Source organism: Enterovibrio gelatinilyticus (genome assembly GCF_028683095.1).
GTDB lineage: Bacteria > Pseudomonadota > Gammaproteobacteria > Enterobacterales > Vibrionaceae > Enterovibrio > Enterovibrio gelatinilyticus.
The window spans coordinates 265,904-283,320 of sequence record NZ_JAJUBC010000001.1 but is presented as its reverse complement, the minus strand read 5'-3'; the positions used below and the strand labels follow the sequence as shown (position 1 = coordinate 283,320).

The following is a 17,417-nucleotide window of genomic DNA, read 5'->3' as shown; positions in this document are numbered from 1 at the left end:
TTTTATGTGCTTGACCTTATATTTGCTTGTGACGCTGTGGTGTATTTATATTATTCCAATTTTCAATACTTTCACCCGATAGCTTAGGCTATTTGTACCCAAGAAAGTATTCCGGCAAAAATAGAGATATTTGCGGAATAAAAGTGATAAGCAGAAGCGCTCCAATCAAGGTAATAACCCAGGGTAGTATCCGCTTGGCTATTTTCTCGAAGGGTATCTCTCCCACTTGGGCCGCCATAAAGAGGTTTGCGCCAAGCGGAGGTGTCACGAAACCGATGGCGAGGGCGACGATCATCACGATACCGAAATGCACCAAATCCACGTCTAGCTTGGTGAGAACTGGCAATAACACTGGCGTCAGAATGACAATCGAGGCGAGCGTTTCCAAGAAGGTGCCGATGATAAGGAGCAATACGAGTATCGCGAGGAGGACGAAATATTTGTTTTCCGTACTCGATAAAACGAACTGCGCCAGTTCGGTGGGGATCTTCTCTAGTGCGATAATGCGACCAAAGGCCACGGATGCGCCGATAATCACGAGCACTGCGGAGACCAGCATGGCGGATTCCAGCATGATTTTGGGTAATTGCTTCATCGGAAGTTCGCGATACACCAAACAAGACACGATCAAGGCGTATACCACGGCTACGGCAGAAGACTCCGTTGGCGTGACAATGCCGCCGTAGATGCCGCCGAGAATAACAATGGGCATGATGAGTGCGAGCTTTGCTTCATTGAGTACATGGAAGATTTCTTTGTATGTCGCGGGTGCTCGAGTATCTACCATGTGAGCGTGGCGGTTTTGTTTGCGGTGAAAGTAGTTGTAAGTGATCAAAGTAATGGCGATCACGATACCGGGCAGAATCCCTGCCATAAACAGCGCCGTCACTGATACGCCCGCCGCAACGGCGTACACAATCATGACCACGGAAGGGGGAATCATCACGCCTAATCCGCCAGCACTCGCTACCATAGCGCCAGCATAGGCACGGTCATACCCTCGCTGAACAAGGGCGGGGATCATCGCTAAACCGACCGCTGCGACTGTGGCAGAGCCTGTACCTGATATGGCTGCGAAGAATAGGCAAGCCATGATCGTGACGGTACCTAAATCCCCGGGTGCGCGACCAAACAAGGTATCGGCAACGGCAATCAAACGTTTGGAAATTCCCCCTTTGCTCATGATGTTGCCTGCAAGGGTGAACAACACAACAGCAATCAAGGTGAAGCTGTTGATGCCACTCACGAGCCCAAGCGCATATAAATCAGGCTTGAGAAAAGGGATGTACATAATGGCGAGAAGCGATGCTGAACCTAGGGCGATACCAATCGGTACGCCAATGAGTAACATGCTAAAGAAACCTGCGAAGAGAATCAGTGATGTCATGATGGTTTCTCCTCGCTGTTATACAGACTCAGATCACCACGTACACCAATTTGGTACAACGAATAGAGAAGTCGCAAGCTGCACAGCAACCCTGAAAAGATGATGGCGGCGTAAAGCACAGACGTAGACCATTGTGTGGCTGATAAGGTTTTACCGCGCTCGATGGCTTGTTGCGTAATTTGTACGCCAAGGTAGCACACCGTGACGGAGTAGATGAGGAAGATGGATTCGCTGATAAACATCACAATCCGTTTCTTCTTTTGCGAGAACTTGTCGACAAAGTAAGTGACTCGCATGTGCCGATGTTCGCGGATGGCGTAACTGATCCCAAAGTAAATGAGGTAGACGAAGCACAGCCTTGCGATTTCATTGGCGATAACGATAGAGGTTGAGAAGGCAAAGCGCGCGATCACATCCGCAAACACCAACACAATGATCGCGAAGAGGCTGGTGACGATGATGGTAGGCTCAAAATACTTTTCGATTATCCGAAACATGGTGGGTAATTCTCCATGACAACCAGTTTGAGAGCGGTGGACACTCGTTAAACACAGGGCTTCTCAATCTCTTAGAAGCCCTGCATCGTCACTAAGGTTGAATGTTCGACATAAACTGGTCGTAGAAATCACTGCCCACTTTTTTACGTATGTCGGCTTCAATCGCGGTGTTCATGGTTTTACCCAAACGTTCGCGGTCTTCTAGCGGTAGGCTGTTAACCTTGAGCCCTTTTTCTTTGAGTGCTGCTAACGTTTCGTTATTTGTCTTCAAGGTTAAGTCGCGTTGAAGTAGCACGGTTTCTCTTGCAACTTCATCAATCAATTGACGGTCTTTGTCATCAAGATCGTTGTACCACTCGAGGTTGGCCATCCAAAGTTCAGGCCAGTAAATGTGATTGGTGAGCGATACGTATTTCTGCACTTCAAAAAAGCGTTCAACAAGCATGGAAGACAGGGCGCTCTCTTGTCCGAAAATCAGGTTTTGCTGGAGCGATGAATAGATCTCTCCCCATGCCAGCGGGATGGGCACGGCATCAACAGAACGCCATGCACTGATGGCGATAGGGTTATCCGCCGATCGCATACGCAGCCCCGCAAATGCGTCATAGCTATCAAGCGGTGCGCGGTTGTTGGTGAAGCTTCTAAAACCTAATTCCATAAAGCCCATTGACTTCAAGCCGCGTTTTTCCATGGCGGTGCCCAATGATTTGCCTGCTTCGCCATCAAGCACATTTCGTGCAGTGTCTTCATCGGCAAACAGCAAGAATTGGTCAAGTACAGCCAACTCATTCACCGTGGAAGACAAGTGAACGGACGCGCCCGTTGCCATGGTAATGTTGCCGGACTGAACAAGTTCCGTCATTTCCCTCACGCTACCGAGTTGGCCGCCGGGATAGATTTCAACATCAATGTCTCCGTTAGATCGTTTCTCTAATTCTTCCTCAAAATAAAGCAGCGATTGGTGAATGGGAGACACTTCGGGTGTGGCGTGACCAATGCGAATCGTGGTGTCAGCATATGAGGCGCTGGTGGTGAGTAATCCGGCTATGACGGTCATCATCAATGAAAATTTCATGGTGTACTCCTTTTTTGAGCCGTAAATGCCTGCACTGCTCAGTATGAGCAGCGTGGTGGTGTTTCTGTGTTCATGGGTATTGCGTTGGTGTTGTCTCAGCGCATCGAGATCACGCGAGGCGATGAAAAACGCTAAGTTCGCACGCGCTCGAATTCAGCCCATGCTTGTTCGAATCGGTCAAAGTTGAAGCCTTCTTCTCTTGCGGCTTTCAAAATGATTTGTTCGTTGCTGAGTAAGGTTTCGATTGCATCAGCGAGCACAGGAACAATGTCGGTAGGGATCACCACCGCGCCATGTCGATCGGCGTGAATGAGGTCTCCGTGCGACACGCGTAAACCAAAGACCTCGACAGGTTCGCCAATGCTCTCGATATGCACGAAACCGTGACTAGGGCCCACTGACCCTGCGAGAACGAGAAATTCCTCAGGTAAGTCGCCAAGATCGCGCATCACACCGTTGGTTAACACGCCACTCAACCCAAAGCCCTTGTGGACATTGGTATTGATTTCCCCCCAAAACGCACCGATAGCATCGGGAAAATCTAAATCTTCAATCACCGCGAGGGAAGGGAACGGGGCTTCCGACATGTATCGGTAGTAGTCCATTCGCAGTTTTCTGACATCATCAACGGGCAACCTAGAAGGTTCTAGCGCCGCAATCATTGCTGTTTTTGCATAGCCGACGATAGCGGGACTCTCGGGCGCTGAAGCGTGTAACGTGCCTCGCGTGAAATCGTTGAATCCGCGCTTTCCTTGGGCGACTTCTATGGCGTTACATACCGTAGGGGTGTCCACACTGATCAGTAATTCGTAGAGCGCTTTATCCATTAACTGTTCAACCACGTAGCGAGCGCGCGTGTGGTTGCCTCCGGTTGTTCGAGAGTGGGAAGATGGCCTGCTTTTTTGATGACCACATAATCTGCATGAGGGATCAGTGCTTTGATCGCATCATGCCTGTCTTTTGGGCACAGCTGATCGTCTTCACCCATTAAAATCAACGTGGGAACATCAACATGCTTCAGCGTGTCTTGTTGATCGGGTCTGTCTCTGAGCGCCAGCGATTGATTGACGAATGCCATGTCGCCGAGGCTTTTCGCCATGTGAAGACAGCGCGCTTCGATATAGGGGTTTGGGTGTTCGCGATGAAGGTATTTGGGAATCATCACCTCTTGCATGATGCTCAGAAGCTCCCCTTTGGCGATGCGATCAAGTTGAACTTGTCGTCCTGCTTTTACCTCGTCCATTTCCGCACGTGGGTTGGTATCCATGAGTGCTAATTTGCTGATGCGATGAGGTGCTTGCCGATAGACTTCCATCGCTAATATGCCGCCCATTGACAGGCCCGCAAGCGCGAAACGCTCAGGAGTATTTTTGAGCACTTTTTCGGCGAGGGATGCCATCGATTGTTCAGAAGAAATATCCATGACGATGACGTTTCGATCCGCTTGGAATGCGGCTATTTGTGGCGCAAACAGACGCTCATCACACATCATGCCGGGAAGAAACACCAAAGGCTCAACAGAGACGTTGTTCATTTCGCATCACCTGTCCAGGTTAACCCTGCTGCATCTTCTGTTCGCGTGACGCGGAAAAGACTCGATTCACCAGATACATTGACGTCGAGGTGATAATCCGTGCCCTCTGGCAGCCAAACCGTATCGCCGGGGTTGAGGGTCAGTGACTCGTCTTCCCAAGCAAGCGTCCAATGCCCGCGCATCACCATTAACACCACATCTTTTTCCGCCGTTTGTGCTTGCTGATTGAAAGAAGTGCGAGTGAGAAAATCCACGGTGAATCCTGGTTTGTCTTTGAGTAACCCATTTTCACCAATAACCAGCACCGGTTGTTTTGCCGAGATGGCGACCATATCCCAGTAGCGAGCAACATAGTGCTTCACCACGGTTGCTGCATCTGGACGAAGCAGGGCGTTGAGCCACTGTGCTTCTGGCAGTGGCATTTCACTCTCGCCGGTTGGCAAGGTTTCGTTTTTCTCTGTGTCGTACAAACGGCCACTTTCACCGAGTACCAAGCCATGCGCATCGGCTGCAGCTCGAACGTGAGGGGCCCAAATGACGCCGCCACCTGCATCATCGCCACCTAAAATCGACATGATCATGCCGTAATCGCTGCCAATGTTTTCGAAGCCGCGAAACATGCGGGTGGGAATGTTGAAAATATCGCCTTCTTCGAGCACCACTTCGCCATCTTCTCCGGTTTCTCCCCAAAAGAAGCGCCAACGACCTTTGAGCACAAAAAAGACTTCAGCGGTGTTGTGAGAGTGAAGAGAATTGAAACAGCGCGGTGGTTGGCCAGCCGCGCCAATATTGAAGCCCGGTGTGGCTTGAATATGAATGTGCTGGTCGGGGCTTTCAGACACACCACCACCGATAATGGTAAAGTTTTCTTTCTGATCAGAGCCCGGCGTATGCGCGTCGATAAAGGCGGAACGACACGGTATCAGGTCTCCAAACCTTACCCATTGCGGTTGTTTCATTTAACACTCCTTGTTGTGGCGGTTCTCTTGAATCGCAATAGCTAACCCGTATGCAGGGCGATTTGTTTCCAAATGGCCGTTTCGTCAAAAACGACAAACTCACGTCGAATGCCGCGCGGCCCAAATTCAACATGGGCTGCACCCATGACATAGACATTCGCGCCCGTCGGTTGCCCGAAGCGACCCCAACCCGCATGTTTCCCATAGAGAGAAAATCGAATGGCGGCACGGGGAGGCATTAACGGGTCTTCTCGGCCAATTTGGTGCTCGATGGTGAACGTTGCGCCGGGAAAGCTTGCGCGTAATCCGAGCCAGAAGGCTTCAACGGCAGACCATGAATAACCTGACTCACCGCTAGGGTGCGTGACCTGACATGCGCGATCGTAATCTTCTGGAATGCACGAATATTCCGCGCTCATCAAACGTTTCAGGGTTTTGACGTAAGCGTCGCCCCATACGTTGTCATTACCTTTGCCAAGGTAGGGGCCTAAGGTGTCTTGTTCTGGCGTAAAAGGCTTGTTGCAGTTGTCGGCACCGCCTTCGGCATGAATCTGGTCAATAGCGAATTGTTTGGGGTCATGACCGAGCTGTCGAACGATCGATCCTTGGTCTCGAATCAACCATTCATCATTGATTTGGTTGTTGATGGCATGGCAATCGGCGATCACTTGATAACAAAGTTTCTTGCCTGTGGCTTTCCCAAACTGGCCATCACGGGTATGGGTAGCTTGAGATAAAATACGATGGGAAGACAACATGCCTTCTTCCGGTGAACCCGACCAAATCACGTCCTCGCCCAGTAATATCCGATCGGGCAATTCGTTGAGCACTGAGCTGGTTTGCGCGATAACGTCTTTGTTGCCAATCGAAATGCCAGCAGGGGTTCTCACGACAATGTCTGACGAATAGTAGTCATGCAGTGAGTGGATATTTCTCCCTTCCCAAATCTCTTCCGTGATGGACAAGATATAGTCGGGAAAGTCTGTGAACTTGCCATCAAAGCCTTTCATGATTTCCAACCTGCGGGGATTTTTGCGGATGTGCGAACCAAGAGCGGCGAACCAATAGCCACTTTCTGTGGGGTATCGTTCTCATGGCTGATTTGTTGCAACAGAATACGTACTGTTTCATTGACCATGATGTCTGCATGCTGGGCGAGGGTGGTGAGGCCATAACTCGGCCAACTTGCTGCAGGTACATCGTCATACCCCACAACGGAAACATCGTCAGGAATACGCAACCCTAGTTCGAAACGCAGCGTGTCCATCACGGCGAGTGCCATGTGGTCATTGGCGACGAAAACAGCATCAGGCGGATCGTCCTGAAACATAGCTTTGGTTGCCGCACTGGCTTTTGCCATATCGAACATGCCTTCGCCACGTGAGTGCAATGCCATGCCGGCTTGTTGTAAGCCGGCGCGAAAACCAATTTCACGGTCGCGCTGCGTTGAGGTGCATTCCAGCCCAGCGATGTAGCTGATTTTTTTATGTCCACCTGCCACCAGAAACTCTGCAGCAGCCATGCCGCCACTAAAGTTGTCAGAGGTCACGGAAGAGAATTCACCGCCTTGTTGGGCGCGGTTGAACAGTACGATCGGGACGCCTACCGAACGGCATCTCACGGCCAATTCAGATGACAACTCGACGGAAGCGGCGATGATGCCGTCGACTTGGTAATCCAGAATTTCTTCAATGACTTCATCAACCACGCTGTCGACATTGTTCGCCATGAAAATCAGGACGTGATAGCCTTGTTCTTGCAATAAATTTGAAAGCTTTTCCAATGCTTCGGGGTAAAATTGATTGTTGAGGTAGGCCACCACAAGTCCAATCACGCGGCTTTTACCTGAGACCATGGCGCGTGCAAGCACGTTTGGGCGATAACCCAACTCTTCGGCGGCCTTTTTGACTTTATCGATGGTTTTCTTGGATGCGGATCCGCCGGGCGTAAAGACACGACTGACGGCAGACTGACTGACGCCGGCATGTTTTGCTACATCGGTTGAGGTGATCTTATCATTTGCCATTACTCTGCTGTCCAGCCTCCGTCAACTTTGAGCGAGGTTCCCGTGACCATGCCTGAAGCGCTAGAGGCGAGGTAAAGCACTGCGCCCATTAAATCTTCCACTTCACCGACACGATCTAACTTAATGTTGCTTTGCAGCCATGCTAGCTTCTCTGGATCTGCAAAGGTGCTTGCGGTGAGTTCGGTTTTGATGAACGTGGGGCAAATTGTATTTACACGAATGTTTTGTTTGCCCCATTCAATCGCCATGGCTTTGGTGAAACCTTCAACGGCGTGTTTGCTGGCGCAATACACTGCACGATCGATGCCGCCAACGTGCGCCATTTGGCTGGAAATGCTAATAAAACTGCCGGGCTTCTGCGATTCCATTAGACGACGAGCGGCAAATTGGAATAAGAAATACGCGGCTTTCACATTCAGATCGAAGACCGTGTCGAAATCAGCTTGCTGTGTATCGAGCGCGGGTGAATGAATCGCGAGCCCCGCAGAATTTAAAACAATGTCGTAAGGTTCTCGCGCATTTAGAGCCTGCTCAAGCGCATCAAGTTGGGTGACATCCAACACCAAAATATCAGATTGGTAACCTTCTTGGTCGAGGGCTTCTTTTAGTTCTAATAGCTTTTCTTCGCGGCGAGCGATTAAGGTGACGTGGGCACCCGCCCTAGCGAGTGCCGTCGCGCAAGCGAGGCCAATACCCGAGGAGGCACCGGAGACAAGTGCACGTTTGTTAAAGAGATCAAAAGAGGGTGTGATGGGTAGCGATATGGTCATAACCTTTCCTTTGGCAAAACGACGGATCCTGTCGGTCTTGATGTGTTGAATGCTTTTAGTCTCGCAAAAACATCGACCCCAAGTTGCGCATAAATGTCTAATAGATCGATAAGCACCCAGTTTTCTTTGATTTTCTTATCTTCGATGCGCCAAAAGTCGAGACTGCGTAAGGTGATTTTCTGGTTTGTTGGTGCAATACCTAACCATCCGTCGGCGGACAAGGTTTGAATCATGTTTGGCCAACCTGTCACCGCGACGTAGTTCTCTTGTGCAAAAAAATGCAGCGTGATGTTTTCATGGTCCAAGCCACGGTCGGGCATCGCGCTTAAAAAAGGAATTTGATGCCATTGGCGAAACCCTGAAAAACCGCGACATGTCCCGATTCCTGATGGGCCATACCAGGTTAAATCTTCGTGCCACGCCTCGGGCAGCTTCATCACTTCAGGGCCACCTTGAGAGGGATGTCGTCCGAGGTTGTCGAGCATGCGGATGACAATATCAAGGCTGTCACTTCCGCTTAGCTCCCCATTCATCGGTTTAATGCCGTCGAGAGTGGCAGGAGCAGGCACCAAACCTTCGCGGCCTAGTGAGGGGGCCATGGGCCAAGCGTTGGCTTGTTTCATGACTTCAACGATGTCCCAAATTGCCTGTACCTCTTCGATGCCATTCTCTGAAACGCGATAAAACTCGTGATATCGCATGTGCACGAATTGGCCCGTTGGCGGAATATCTAAAAATGGTGCGATGAAGGTGCCACAGTAATACCCACAGCAACCGACCCAACGACTGTCTTGTTGGTCTTGCCCGCTGATGACAATGGTGTCTCTTCTTTCTGCATCAGGGATGGCGTCGACCAAAGCACGATAGCTGGTGTTTATCCATGCGCGCGCGCTAGGCTGCTCCCCAAAAGGATGACACATGTGAATACGGGCGTTATCGCTGAACATCTTTGATGCGATGTCATCGAGTTCAATGACATTCACACGCTGCTGGCTTTCTCGCCAGCGCGTCAGCATGTGCATCCATGTTGTGAGGTCAGCGGCCTGAGTCATCACACGTTAACCCCGAGGCGCTGGTTGACCGTAAGGAACGTGTTTCTTCCCATAGCGTCTGACGCGTACATTGCATTGTTCAGCGTGGCCAACGAAACCTTCTAACATGCACAGACGAGAGCCGTATTCGCCAACGAGCGTGGCGGCTTCATCGGTGGTGATCTTCTGGTAGCTGTGGGTTTTGAGGTATTTCCCTACCCAAAGTCCGCCCGTGTAGCGCCCCGCTTTTTGAGTGGGCAGGGTGTGGTTCGTGCCAATCACCTTGTCACCATTAGACACGTTGGTACGTGGGCCAAGGAATAAGCCGCCGTAACACGTCATGTTTTCAAGGAACCAATCATCGCGATCAGTCATGACTTGAACATGCTCGTAGGCTTTTTCCTCTGATACTTGCAACATCTCTTCATAGGAGTCGCAGAGGATGATTTCTCCGTAATCTTCCCAGCTCACCTTGGCGGTATCTGCCGTGGGTAATATTTTCAGTAAACGTTCAATTTCCACCAAGGTGTCTTTCGCGAGATTTTCGCTATTGGTGACCAATGCGGCAGGGGAGTTGTACCCGTGTTCTGCTTGTCCGAGTAAATCCGTGGCGCACATTTCTGCATCCACAGTGTCATCTGCGATCACCATGGTTTCGGTCGGGCCTGCAAACAAATCGATTCCGACACGACCAAATAGCTGACGTTTCGCTTCAGCCACAAAGGCGTTCCCAGGGCCAACGAGCAAATGCACGGGCTCAATGGTTTCTGTTCCTAGCGCCATGGCACCGACGGCCTGAATTCCACCCAGCACATAGATTTCGTCTGCCCCGCCAAGATGCATGGCTGCCACAACCGCAGGGTTAGGTTCCCCTTTGAAAGGTGGAGTACACGCAATCACACGGGGAACACCCGCCACTTTGGCGGTGGCGACAGACATGTGTGCCGAAGCAACCATGGGGAATTTCCCTCCTGGTACGTAACAGCCCACGCTTTGAACCGGAATGTTTTTGTGTCCCAATATGACGCCGGGTAGCGTTTCAACTTCGACGTCAGTCATCGAATCGCGTTGAATCTGGGCAAAGTTGGTGACTTGTTCATTGGCGAAGCGAATATCCGCCATGTCTTCTGGTGACACTTTTGCAATCAGATCCGCAATATCTTGCTCTGAAAGAAGGAAGGATTCTGGTGCGTAATTATCGAACTTTATCGCCAGTTCTCTAACCGCATTATCCCCTTCATTTTCAATTTTCTTCAATGTGTCCGAAACGATCTGAACGACTTTCTCGTTATCGCTGACTTTGTCTGATTCAGATTTTCCCGTTTTAAGGTACGTGATAGCCATCAATGTGTTCCTATTAATCGTGTTTCCCCATTAACGGAGCAAACGGAGAAGCTCAATGTGATTGAGCGGGTACGGGGGGTGTTTTTTGATGAGTATCGAACGCCTCCCAGCCTTCGCCATCAAATACATCCACGCCAAGCTGATGAAGAACATGGGGAAAATCCACCATCACCCAGTTATCTACGATCTTTCCGTTCTGAACTTTCCAGAAATCCATGTAGCGGATTTCTACAGTTTGATGCGTGGGTTCTACACCCATAAACGTGCCAGTATGTTTGGCAGTCTGATGCCCAAACGCCGCGGCCCATTCGCCCATGTAGAGTCGGGCTTCATCGACACAAATTTTGTCTGAGAATGCCGCTTGGAAGGGCTTTTGCCAGTTGCGTTGAAATTCTTCCAACCCAACCTTGGTGCCACAGCCTTGGTTGCCAAACCAGCGAAAGGTCTCTGCGAAAAACTCACCAATATCGCCGATTCGATGATCATTAAGTCCATCAACCATGGATTCTATAACGCGGCGTGTTTCGTCCGTTTGGCTCAAATCGGTGTCTTTGGTCAAACTCGCTTGTTCGGGTCTTGAGCCTCTCATTCTGATTGGCTCCCGTTATTGAGTCTTAGGCCTGTGCTTGCATCAAAAAGATGGCAAATCGAGGCGGGGATGTTTGTTGAAAACACATGACCGATTTCAGTGGAATAGTCCTTACCCGCTTTCACTGCGACGAGTGCATCACCTATTTTTACGGTGATCATCGTGGCTTCCCCGAGCAACTCGATAGAAAACACATTGGCCTTAATGCCACTGATTTCCGTCACATCAGGTGCACTACCCACGGGGTTTACCTCGGCATCTTCTGCGCGAAATCCCAGCGTGATATCTCCTGATAAAGCGGTATCTAATCCTCGAATGGTCATGTTTTCTGCAGTGAAGACACCATTACTGATCGTGCCTTTGACAAGGTTCATGGCAGGTGAGCCGATGAAGCTCGCCACAAACGTATTTGCCGGATAGTTGTAGATTTCTGTCGGCGTACCGACTTGCTGTACATTCCCAGCACTCATTACGACAACACGATCAGCCAAGGTCATGGCTTCAATCTGGTCATGCGTGACATAAATGGTGGTGATTTGTAGTTCGTGTGACAGGTTCTTGATTTGAGCGCGTGTAGAGACCCTAAGTTTGGCATCAAGGTTTGATAACGGTTCGTCCATCAAAAACACATTGGGTTCGCGAACAATGGCGCGGGCTAACGCAACACGCTGACGTTGCCCGCCAGAGAGATCAGCAGGGCGACGATGAAGAAAGTCTGTCAGTTCGACCATCTCTGCGGCTCGCATGACTTTCTCATCATGCGTTGCGGGGTCGATGTGTCTTACCTTGAGGGGAAAACGAATGTTTTCATACACGGTCATGTTGGGGTAGAGCGCGTAGCTTTGGAATACCATGGCGACATCGCGATCCTTTGGTTCCAAATCATTCACGACCTTGCCGCCAATCAGTATGTCGCCGCTGGTGGCATCTTCGAGGCCAGCAATCATGCGCATCGTGGTGCTTTTTCCACATCCTGATGGGCCAAGCAATACAAGAAATTCTTTATCGGGAATGGTTAAGTCGAAATCTTTAACCCCGACAAAATCTCCCCATCGCTTGTCGATATGACGTAATTGCACTTCTGCCATGACTGCTCTCCATGTTCCAACGCGGTCTGAATTTTGGTGACTGGGTACGTATTCAAAATAAACAGTAAAATGCGCGTCCGCAAACATGCTTATGCTGTATGTTTGCGTGTGATCACATAAATAAATCTGTATGTGTTGGTTTCTCAAAGACAAGAAATTTATGTTAATCAGCAAGTTATAGAGAGGTGCTTTACGAAGGGTGATCAATTAACTTATTGATAATCTGTGAGTAATGGCAAAGTGTGGGAATGTTAACGTATGGTTAATTGCGTGAATTTTGTTACTTGCCAATATCTCTGTTAGGCATAATTATTTTTGCATACGTAATCAAAAATATTCTTGTTGTCGTGGTCTCAAGGAAGATCTGGCTTCAAGTGTGTCGTGCTTAGAGTGCTTGTTACTGTAAGACGAAAACCCTTCTTGAGAAGTTGGAGAGGAAAATGAAAGTCAAATTGATAAGTACATTTGCGGCGGGATTGGTCACCTTGTTCAGCCACACACTCAGTGCAGAACAAATTGACTGCGGTGTTGATGTTGGAAACGTGAGTATTCTGTCCAATGATTTCCCAGCATTGCATGCTGTTGCCGCGATGGCTGAGCGATGTGCGACGGACAAGGTTGTTGTGACCAAAAACCAATCGAAAGATCATCGCGACATTCAATCCGCCGCCTTGAAAGCCAAGCCCTCGAAATATTCTACTGCGATTGTTTCTACCAGCTCGATTGTTCCGTTACTCAATGAAGGGCTGATTCAACCCCTTGATGCGTTAGTGGCAAAACATGGTCAGAGCTTGCAGCCGACGCAGTTGATAAAAATTGATGGCAGCGTGATGGCGGTGGCTTTCATGGCTAACTCTCAACACCTTTTTTACCGTAAAGACATGTTAGAAAAAGTCGGTGCGCAGCCGCCTAAAACTTATGACGAGTTGATCGCGACAGCGAAGAAAATACAAAAAGACGGTTTGATGAAATACCCCATCGCGTTGAACACCAAAACGGGCTGGAACCTAGGGGAAGAATTCATCAACGTATTTAGTGCAACAGGGGCAGGGTTCTTTAAACCAGGTAGTGCCATACCGAACCTAAACAATGCTGAGGGAATAAAGGCGCTGAACACATTGAAAGCGCTGACCGAATTGTCCAACCCTGATTTTTTAACGTTTGATTCCAACAGCACTCAAGCCCTTTGGGAAGAAGGCAAAGTCGCTTTTGCGTTGATGTGGGGCTCTAGAGGTACTGCGATTTTAGACGATGAAGGGTCGACGCCAGAGATTGTTGGTTCAACGGTTTTAACCAATACGCCCGCGTTTACGGCAGATGGCACCCCAGGTGCCACGTTGTGGTGGGACGGTTGGACGATCGCCAGCAATCTTTCTGAGCAAGATGCCGAAGCGACCTTCAAAGTGATGGTGCAAGCTATCTCCCCTGACATGATGAAGGCAAATTCCCAAAAAGCCGTGTGGTTGATTGAAGGTTATGAACCCGATGCGTCTGCGATGGGCGTCATCAGCACGGTACAACAACAAGCCAATCCTTATCCGATGTTGCCATACATGGGTCTGTTGCATTCAGCGTTAGGTGCTGAACTTCCAGACTTTCTACTTGGAAATGAATCGGCAGCGCAAGCGCTTAAAGATGTCGAAGATGCTTACATGACGTCTGCACGCGAGCAGGGCTTCCTTTAATCTTGTTGCCCCGATAGGAATCGGGGCGTCTAACGGCAAAGGAGTGGGTCCATGCCACATCGTACGTTTATGAAGTTTATGTGGCCGTCTTTATTGGTCATGTTTCTGCTCATCGCATTACCTATCGTGTCGGTGTTCGTTCAGTCATTGCACGTAGAGCATGAACAGATAGTGCTTGAGACGGAAAACTGCGGGCCGTTTGGCTGTAAGAAAACGGTATCCGTTGATAGAGAAGCGACTGACCAACTGCGTGAAGAAGAGCCCCTTGGGCGTTTTAACGGGTTAGATACCTATACGAATCGCAGCCATTTGGCGTTTGAAAATGTGTCAGAAGCGTGGCGTTCGACAGATTCGCTCGGCGGTTTCTTCAACGGCTTGATGAACCTGCCTTTCTACAAGGCACTGGTTTTCACCTTGGCATACACCTTCATCGTTACACCCTGCGTAATCTTCTTCGGCATGGTGGTCGCCCTGTGTGTGAATGCGTTGCCGAAGCTAGTAAAAGGCCCCACGATTTTCTTATCGCTTCTCCCCATGATTGTGACGCCATTAATAGGGTCACTAATCTTGTTCTGGATGATCGATGCGGATGGCGTGATTGGTGCCACCATCCAAAATTGGTTCCAAGACGATAGCTTGTCGTTAAAAGCCTCACCCGCACTGACATGGATAACGCTGTTTGTGTATGGGATTTGGTCATCTATTCCATTCTCTTTCATTGTCTTTTACGCCGGATTACAAACAGTGCCGACGGACACATTGGAAGCCTCAATGATAGATGGCGCATCTCGCTGGGAAACGATTCGCTATGTTGTCATGCCGCACATGGCACCACTGGTGACCTTTGTTGCCTTGATGCAGTTGATGGACAACTTCCGTGTATTCGAGCCCATTGTTGGTTTTGCGGCAGAGGCTCATGCGACCTCGTTAAGTTGGTTGATCTTCAACGATCTGCGCGGCACTGATTCGCAATTGTTTGGCTCCGCTGGAGCGACCTCCATGCTCACTATTCTTGGTGTGGCTATCTTGCTTATGCCTGTGTTCATCCGGACATGGCGCGATTTCAACCGTAAATCGGCGTAGGAGTTCATCATGGAAGAAGTACGTAGAAAGCCGATTTGGCTTAAAACATTGTCGATAGGGTTCGTGATTGTTTGGCTATTAATAGCAGCAGGCCCGTTCCTTTGGACCGCATGGGGCTCGTTCAAGGTTCAGGCGGATTTTTTCTCGAAATCTGATTGGATGAACGCGATTTACGGGGTGAAAACCTTGCTTGAAACAGGCGGTGAATTTACGGGGCAGGGATATTACGGCGCGTGGATTGAGCAGGACTTTTGGCTCGCAGGGATCAATACATTCGTTGTTGTTTTTTCTGTTGTTATTATTTCACTCACCATAGGCACTCTAGGTGGGTATGCGTTGGCCCGTTCTGGTTTTCGATACTCCCTGTGGATTTTGATGATTGCCTTGGTGCTGCGCGCGATGCCGCATATCACCTTGGTATCAGGCTATATGTTGCCCTTTTTCGAATGGAATTTATGGGGTCACCTAGGCACGACAATCATTGTGTTGGTCGCGATTAACCAACCCTTCACTCTATGGATGCTGCACTCCTTCTTTTTGAATATTCCGAAAGACATGGATGAGAGCGCGATGGTCGATGGCTGCACGCGATTCCAAGCATTCCGACATGTGATCATCCCTGTCATGTGGCCGGGGGTAATCACCACAGGCCTGTTTAGTTTCTTGCTCGCTTACAACGATTTTGCTGTAACAGGCATGTTGCTGAGCCAAGATAACCAAACCATGGTGCCAAAAATTGCGAGCTTCTTGGGTACCACGCAGGTGGAAGGAAACGTGATGTTTGCTGTTGCTGCGGTGGTCTCTGCGATGATCCCGCTGTTCTTCCTTGTTCTGTTCTTCCAAAAACAAATCGTGTCGGGTTTAACCGCAGGCGCGGTGAAGGGGTAGGTCATGCCGCAAGCGTTACAAGATGCCAAGCAATGCGTATTTGCGTTTTATCAAGCGCTTGATCGTGCAACTGTTCAAGATGTACCGAAGGTGTTGGAAACGTATTGCAGTGCTGACTATCAGTGGCGTGGTTGCCACCCCTTCAATGAGTTGGAGGGGCAAAACGCCGTCAGCGATCAATTCTGGCAACCGTTGAAAACCAGTTTGAAAAAACTGCAACGCCGTCAGGATGTTTTCATGGCGGGTGAAAACAGCTTGGCGTCTGACGGCTCAGTGTGGGTGGTGTCCATGGGCCATCTTATGGGGCTGTTTGATAATGACTGGCTCGGCATTGCCAAAACCGGACGGATGGCATTTCTGCGCTATTGCGAGTTCACCCAAGTGGTGGAAGGCAAGATCGCGCAGTCAGCCATGTTTATGGATATTCCAGGCTTGATGGTGCAAGCCGGCGTGAACCCCTTCATGCCGCAAACCGGCGCACAGCTTATTCAGCCAGGACCAATGAATCATTCTGGCTTGATGTTGGATGAACAAAACGCCGAGGCATCGGCAAAAACACTGTCGGTGATTAATCAAATGATCACCGACTTAGGCAACTGGGATCATGACTTGAGCCTTGAAGAAGAGCTAGCCTTGAGTTGGCATGATGACATGATCTGGTGGGGGCCAACCGGTATTGGTGCGAGCTACACCATTGAACGTTATGCCAAGCAACATTCAGGGGTGTTCAGGTCAAGTTTCTCTGAGCGTGTTTTTAATGGCCATGTCTGTAAATTTGCGGAAGGGGAGTTTGGTGGCTTTTTTGGTTGGCCAAATCTCTCGCTTAAACCTTCTGGTGGATTCATGGGGCTGCCGGCCAGTGACAAGTTCTTCGACATGCGTGTGATTGATATCTATCGACGTGACGGTGAAAAATTGGCTGAAAACTGGGTATTTATCGATTTACTGCATTTTTTCCATCAGCAAGGGATAGATCTTCTGGCTAGGAACCAGTATCTCAGTGCAGAAACGCAATGTGACATAGCACTGAGGATCTAATGCTGAGACGCTCCGATGAAGATAAGTTTACGCATGGTACGCATCAATTGTCCGTTCTACATGCTGCCTAATGAGTGGCTTATGTATTCTTTCGTGATTTTAAATGTGTTCAGGTTCGAAAATATTAGACCAAATTCATTTAAATGAAACTCGAATTGTTTTTATTTACTGTAAGGGTCAGTTAATACAACAAAGGCTTAAAATAAGCCATCTTTCTCATTTGGACATAATTGGCATTCATTTCGATATTATGACTCAGTCGTGAGATTTTAGGGTTATCTGACAGTGTTTTATTGCAGATGAGTTAGCTCCTTTTTGTACATAATAAATGCGCACGCTGATATTTCTTAATTGTGGCATTAATTCTATAAAAACAATTATTTGAAAATAATTTGTGGTGTTTTGCTTCCTATTGAATCCTAA

The 17,417-nt window shown here is 49.2% G+C and carries 17 protein-coding genes; 4 read left to right on the top strand and 13 right to left on the bottom strand.

The genetic code is table 11. The annotated features are described in order from the left end of the window. Positions 1–88 precede the first annotated feature (88 nt). The 13 genes from LRP50_RS01240 to LRP50_RS01180 all read right to left on the bottom strand — a co-directional run bounded on the left by LRP50_RS01240 (position 89) and on the right by LRP50_RS01180 (position 12,300). Positions 89–1,387, bottom strand: a complete 1,299-nt coding sequence (locus LRP50_RS01240; RefSeq protein ID WP_274162696.1) for a TRAP transporter large permease — start codon at positions 1,385–1,387, stop codon at positions 89–91. Beyond that, complete coding sequence (locus LRP50_RS01235) at positions 1,384–1,884, bottom strand: TRAP transporter small permease (protein ID WP_017017945.1); 501 nt, start codon at positions 1,882–1,884, stop codon at positions 1,384–1,386. The genes LRP50_RS01240 and LRP50_RS01235 overlap by 4 nt, the downstream gene beginning before the upstream one ends. Before the next feature lie 91 nt (positions 1,885–1,975). Next, a complete protein-coding gene (locus tag LRP50_RS01230) occupies positions 1,976–2,959 on the bottom strand; it encodes a TRAP transporter substrate-binding protein (protein WP_274162695.1) in 984 nt (327 codons plus the stop codon). Between the two features lie 131 nt (positions 2,960–3,090). Continuing rightward, positions 3,091–3,786, bottom strand: coding sequence for an RraA family protein (locus LRP50_RS01225; protein ID WP_274162694.1), 696 nt, complete (start codon positions 3,784–3,786; stop codon positions 3,091–3,093). Further along, positions 3,786–4,493, bottom strand: coding sequence for an alpha/beta fold hydrolase (locus LRP50_RS01220; protein ID WP_274162693.1), 708 nt, complete (start codon positions 4,491–4,493; stop codon positions 3,786–3,788). The genes LRP50_RS01225 and LRP50_RS01220 overlap by 1 nt, the downstream gene beginning before the upstream one ends. After that, positions 4,490–5,452 (bottom strand): cupin domain-containing protein, encoded by a 963-nt coding sequence (locus tag LRP50_RS01215; protein WP_274162692.1) that lies wholly within the window; start codon positions 5,450–5,452, stop codon positions 4,490–4,492. Before LRP50_RS01215 ends, LRP50_RS01220 begins: the two co-directional genes overlap by 4 nt. 41 nt (positions 5,453–5,493) lie before the next feature. Beyond that, positions 5,494–6,462, bottom strand: a complete 969-nt coding sequence (locus tag LRP50_RS01210) for a nuclear transport factor 2 family protein (protein WP_274162691.1) — start codon at positions 6,460–6,462, stop codon at positions 5,494–5,496. Next, complete coding sequence (locus LRP50_RS01205) at positions 6,459–7,478, bottom strand: LacI family DNA-binding transcriptional regulator (RefSeq protein WP_274162690.1); 1,020 nt, start codon at positions 7,476–7,478, stop codon at positions 6,459–6,461. Before LRP50_RS01205 ends, LRP50_RS01210 begins: the two co-directional genes overlap by 4 nt. Next, positions 7,478–8,248 (bottom strand): SDR family NAD(P)-dependent oxidoreductase, encoded by a 771-nt coding sequence (locus LRP50_RS01200; RefSeq protein ID WP_274162689.1) that lies wholly within the window; start codon positions 8,246–8,248, stop codon positions 7,478–7,480. Before LRP50_RS01200 ends, LRP50_RS01205 begins: the two co-directional genes overlap by 1 nt. Beyond that, on the bottom strand, positions 8,245–9,300 hold the full coding sequence (locus LRP50_RS01195; protein ID WP_274162688.1) for an ester cyclase: 1,056 nt from the start codon (positions 9,298–9,300) through the stop codon (positions 8,245–8,247). The genes LRP50_RS01200 and LRP50_RS01195 overlap by 4 nt, the downstream gene beginning before the upstream one ends. A gap of 6 nt (positions 9,301–9,306) precedes the next feature. Further along, a complete protein-coding gene (hisD, locus tag LRP50_RS01190; protein WP_274162687.1) occupies positions 9,307–10,623 on the bottom strand; it encodes a histidinol dehydrogenase in 1,317 nt (438 codons plus the stop codon). A 52-nt stretch (positions 10,624–10,675) separates the two neighbouring features. After that, entirely contained in the window at positions 10,676–11,212 is a 537-nt protein-coding gene (locus tag LRP50_RS01185) for an ester cyclase (RefSeq protein ID WP_274162686.1), read from the bottom strand. Continuing rightward, positions 11,209–12,300, bottom strand: a complete 1,092-nt coding sequence (locus tag LRP50_RS01180; RefSeq protein WP_102259073.1) for an ABC transporter ATP-binding protein — start codon at positions 12,298–12,300, stop codon at positions 11,209–11,211. Before LRP50_RS01180 ends, LRP50_RS01185 begins: the two co-directional genes overlap by 4 nt. A 440-nt stretch (positions 12,301–12,740) precedes the next feature. Here LRP50_RS01180 and LRP50_RS01175 point away from each other — a divergent pair, with 440 nt between their 5' ends. From LRP50_RS01175 to LRP50_RS01160, 4 genes are read left to right on the top strand one after another with little or no spacing between them, the layout of a single operon-like run. Continuing rightward, a complete protein-coding gene (locus LRP50_RS01175) occupies positions 12,741–13,985 on the top strand; it encodes an ABC transporter substrate-binding protein (RefSeq protein WP_017009694.1) in 1,245 nt (414 codons plus the stop codon). A 51-nt stretch (positions 13,986–14,036) separates the two neighbouring features. Further along, positions 14,037–15,068 (top strand): carbohydrate ABC transporter permease, encoded by a 1,032-nt coding sequence (locus LRP50_RS01170; RefSeq protein WP_017009695.1) that lies wholly within the window; start codon positions 14,037–14,039, stop codon positions 15,066–15,068. Between the two features lie 9 nt (positions 15,069–15,077). After that, positions 15,078–15,956 (top strand): carbohydrate ABC transporter permease, encoded by an 879-nt coding sequence (locus LRP50_RS01165; RefSeq protein WP_017009696.1) that lies wholly within the window; start codon positions 15,078–15,080, stop codon positions 15,954–15,956. A 3-nt stretch (positions 15,957–15,959) separates the two neighbouring features. Continuing rightward, positions 15,960–16,994 (top strand): nuclear transport factor 2 family protein, encoded by a 1,035-nt coding sequence (locus tag LRP50_RS01160; RefSeq protein ID WP_274162685.1) that lies wholly within the window; start codon positions 15,960–15,962, stop codon positions 16,992–16,994. The last annotated feature ends 423 nt before the right edge of the window (positions 16,995–17,417 follow it).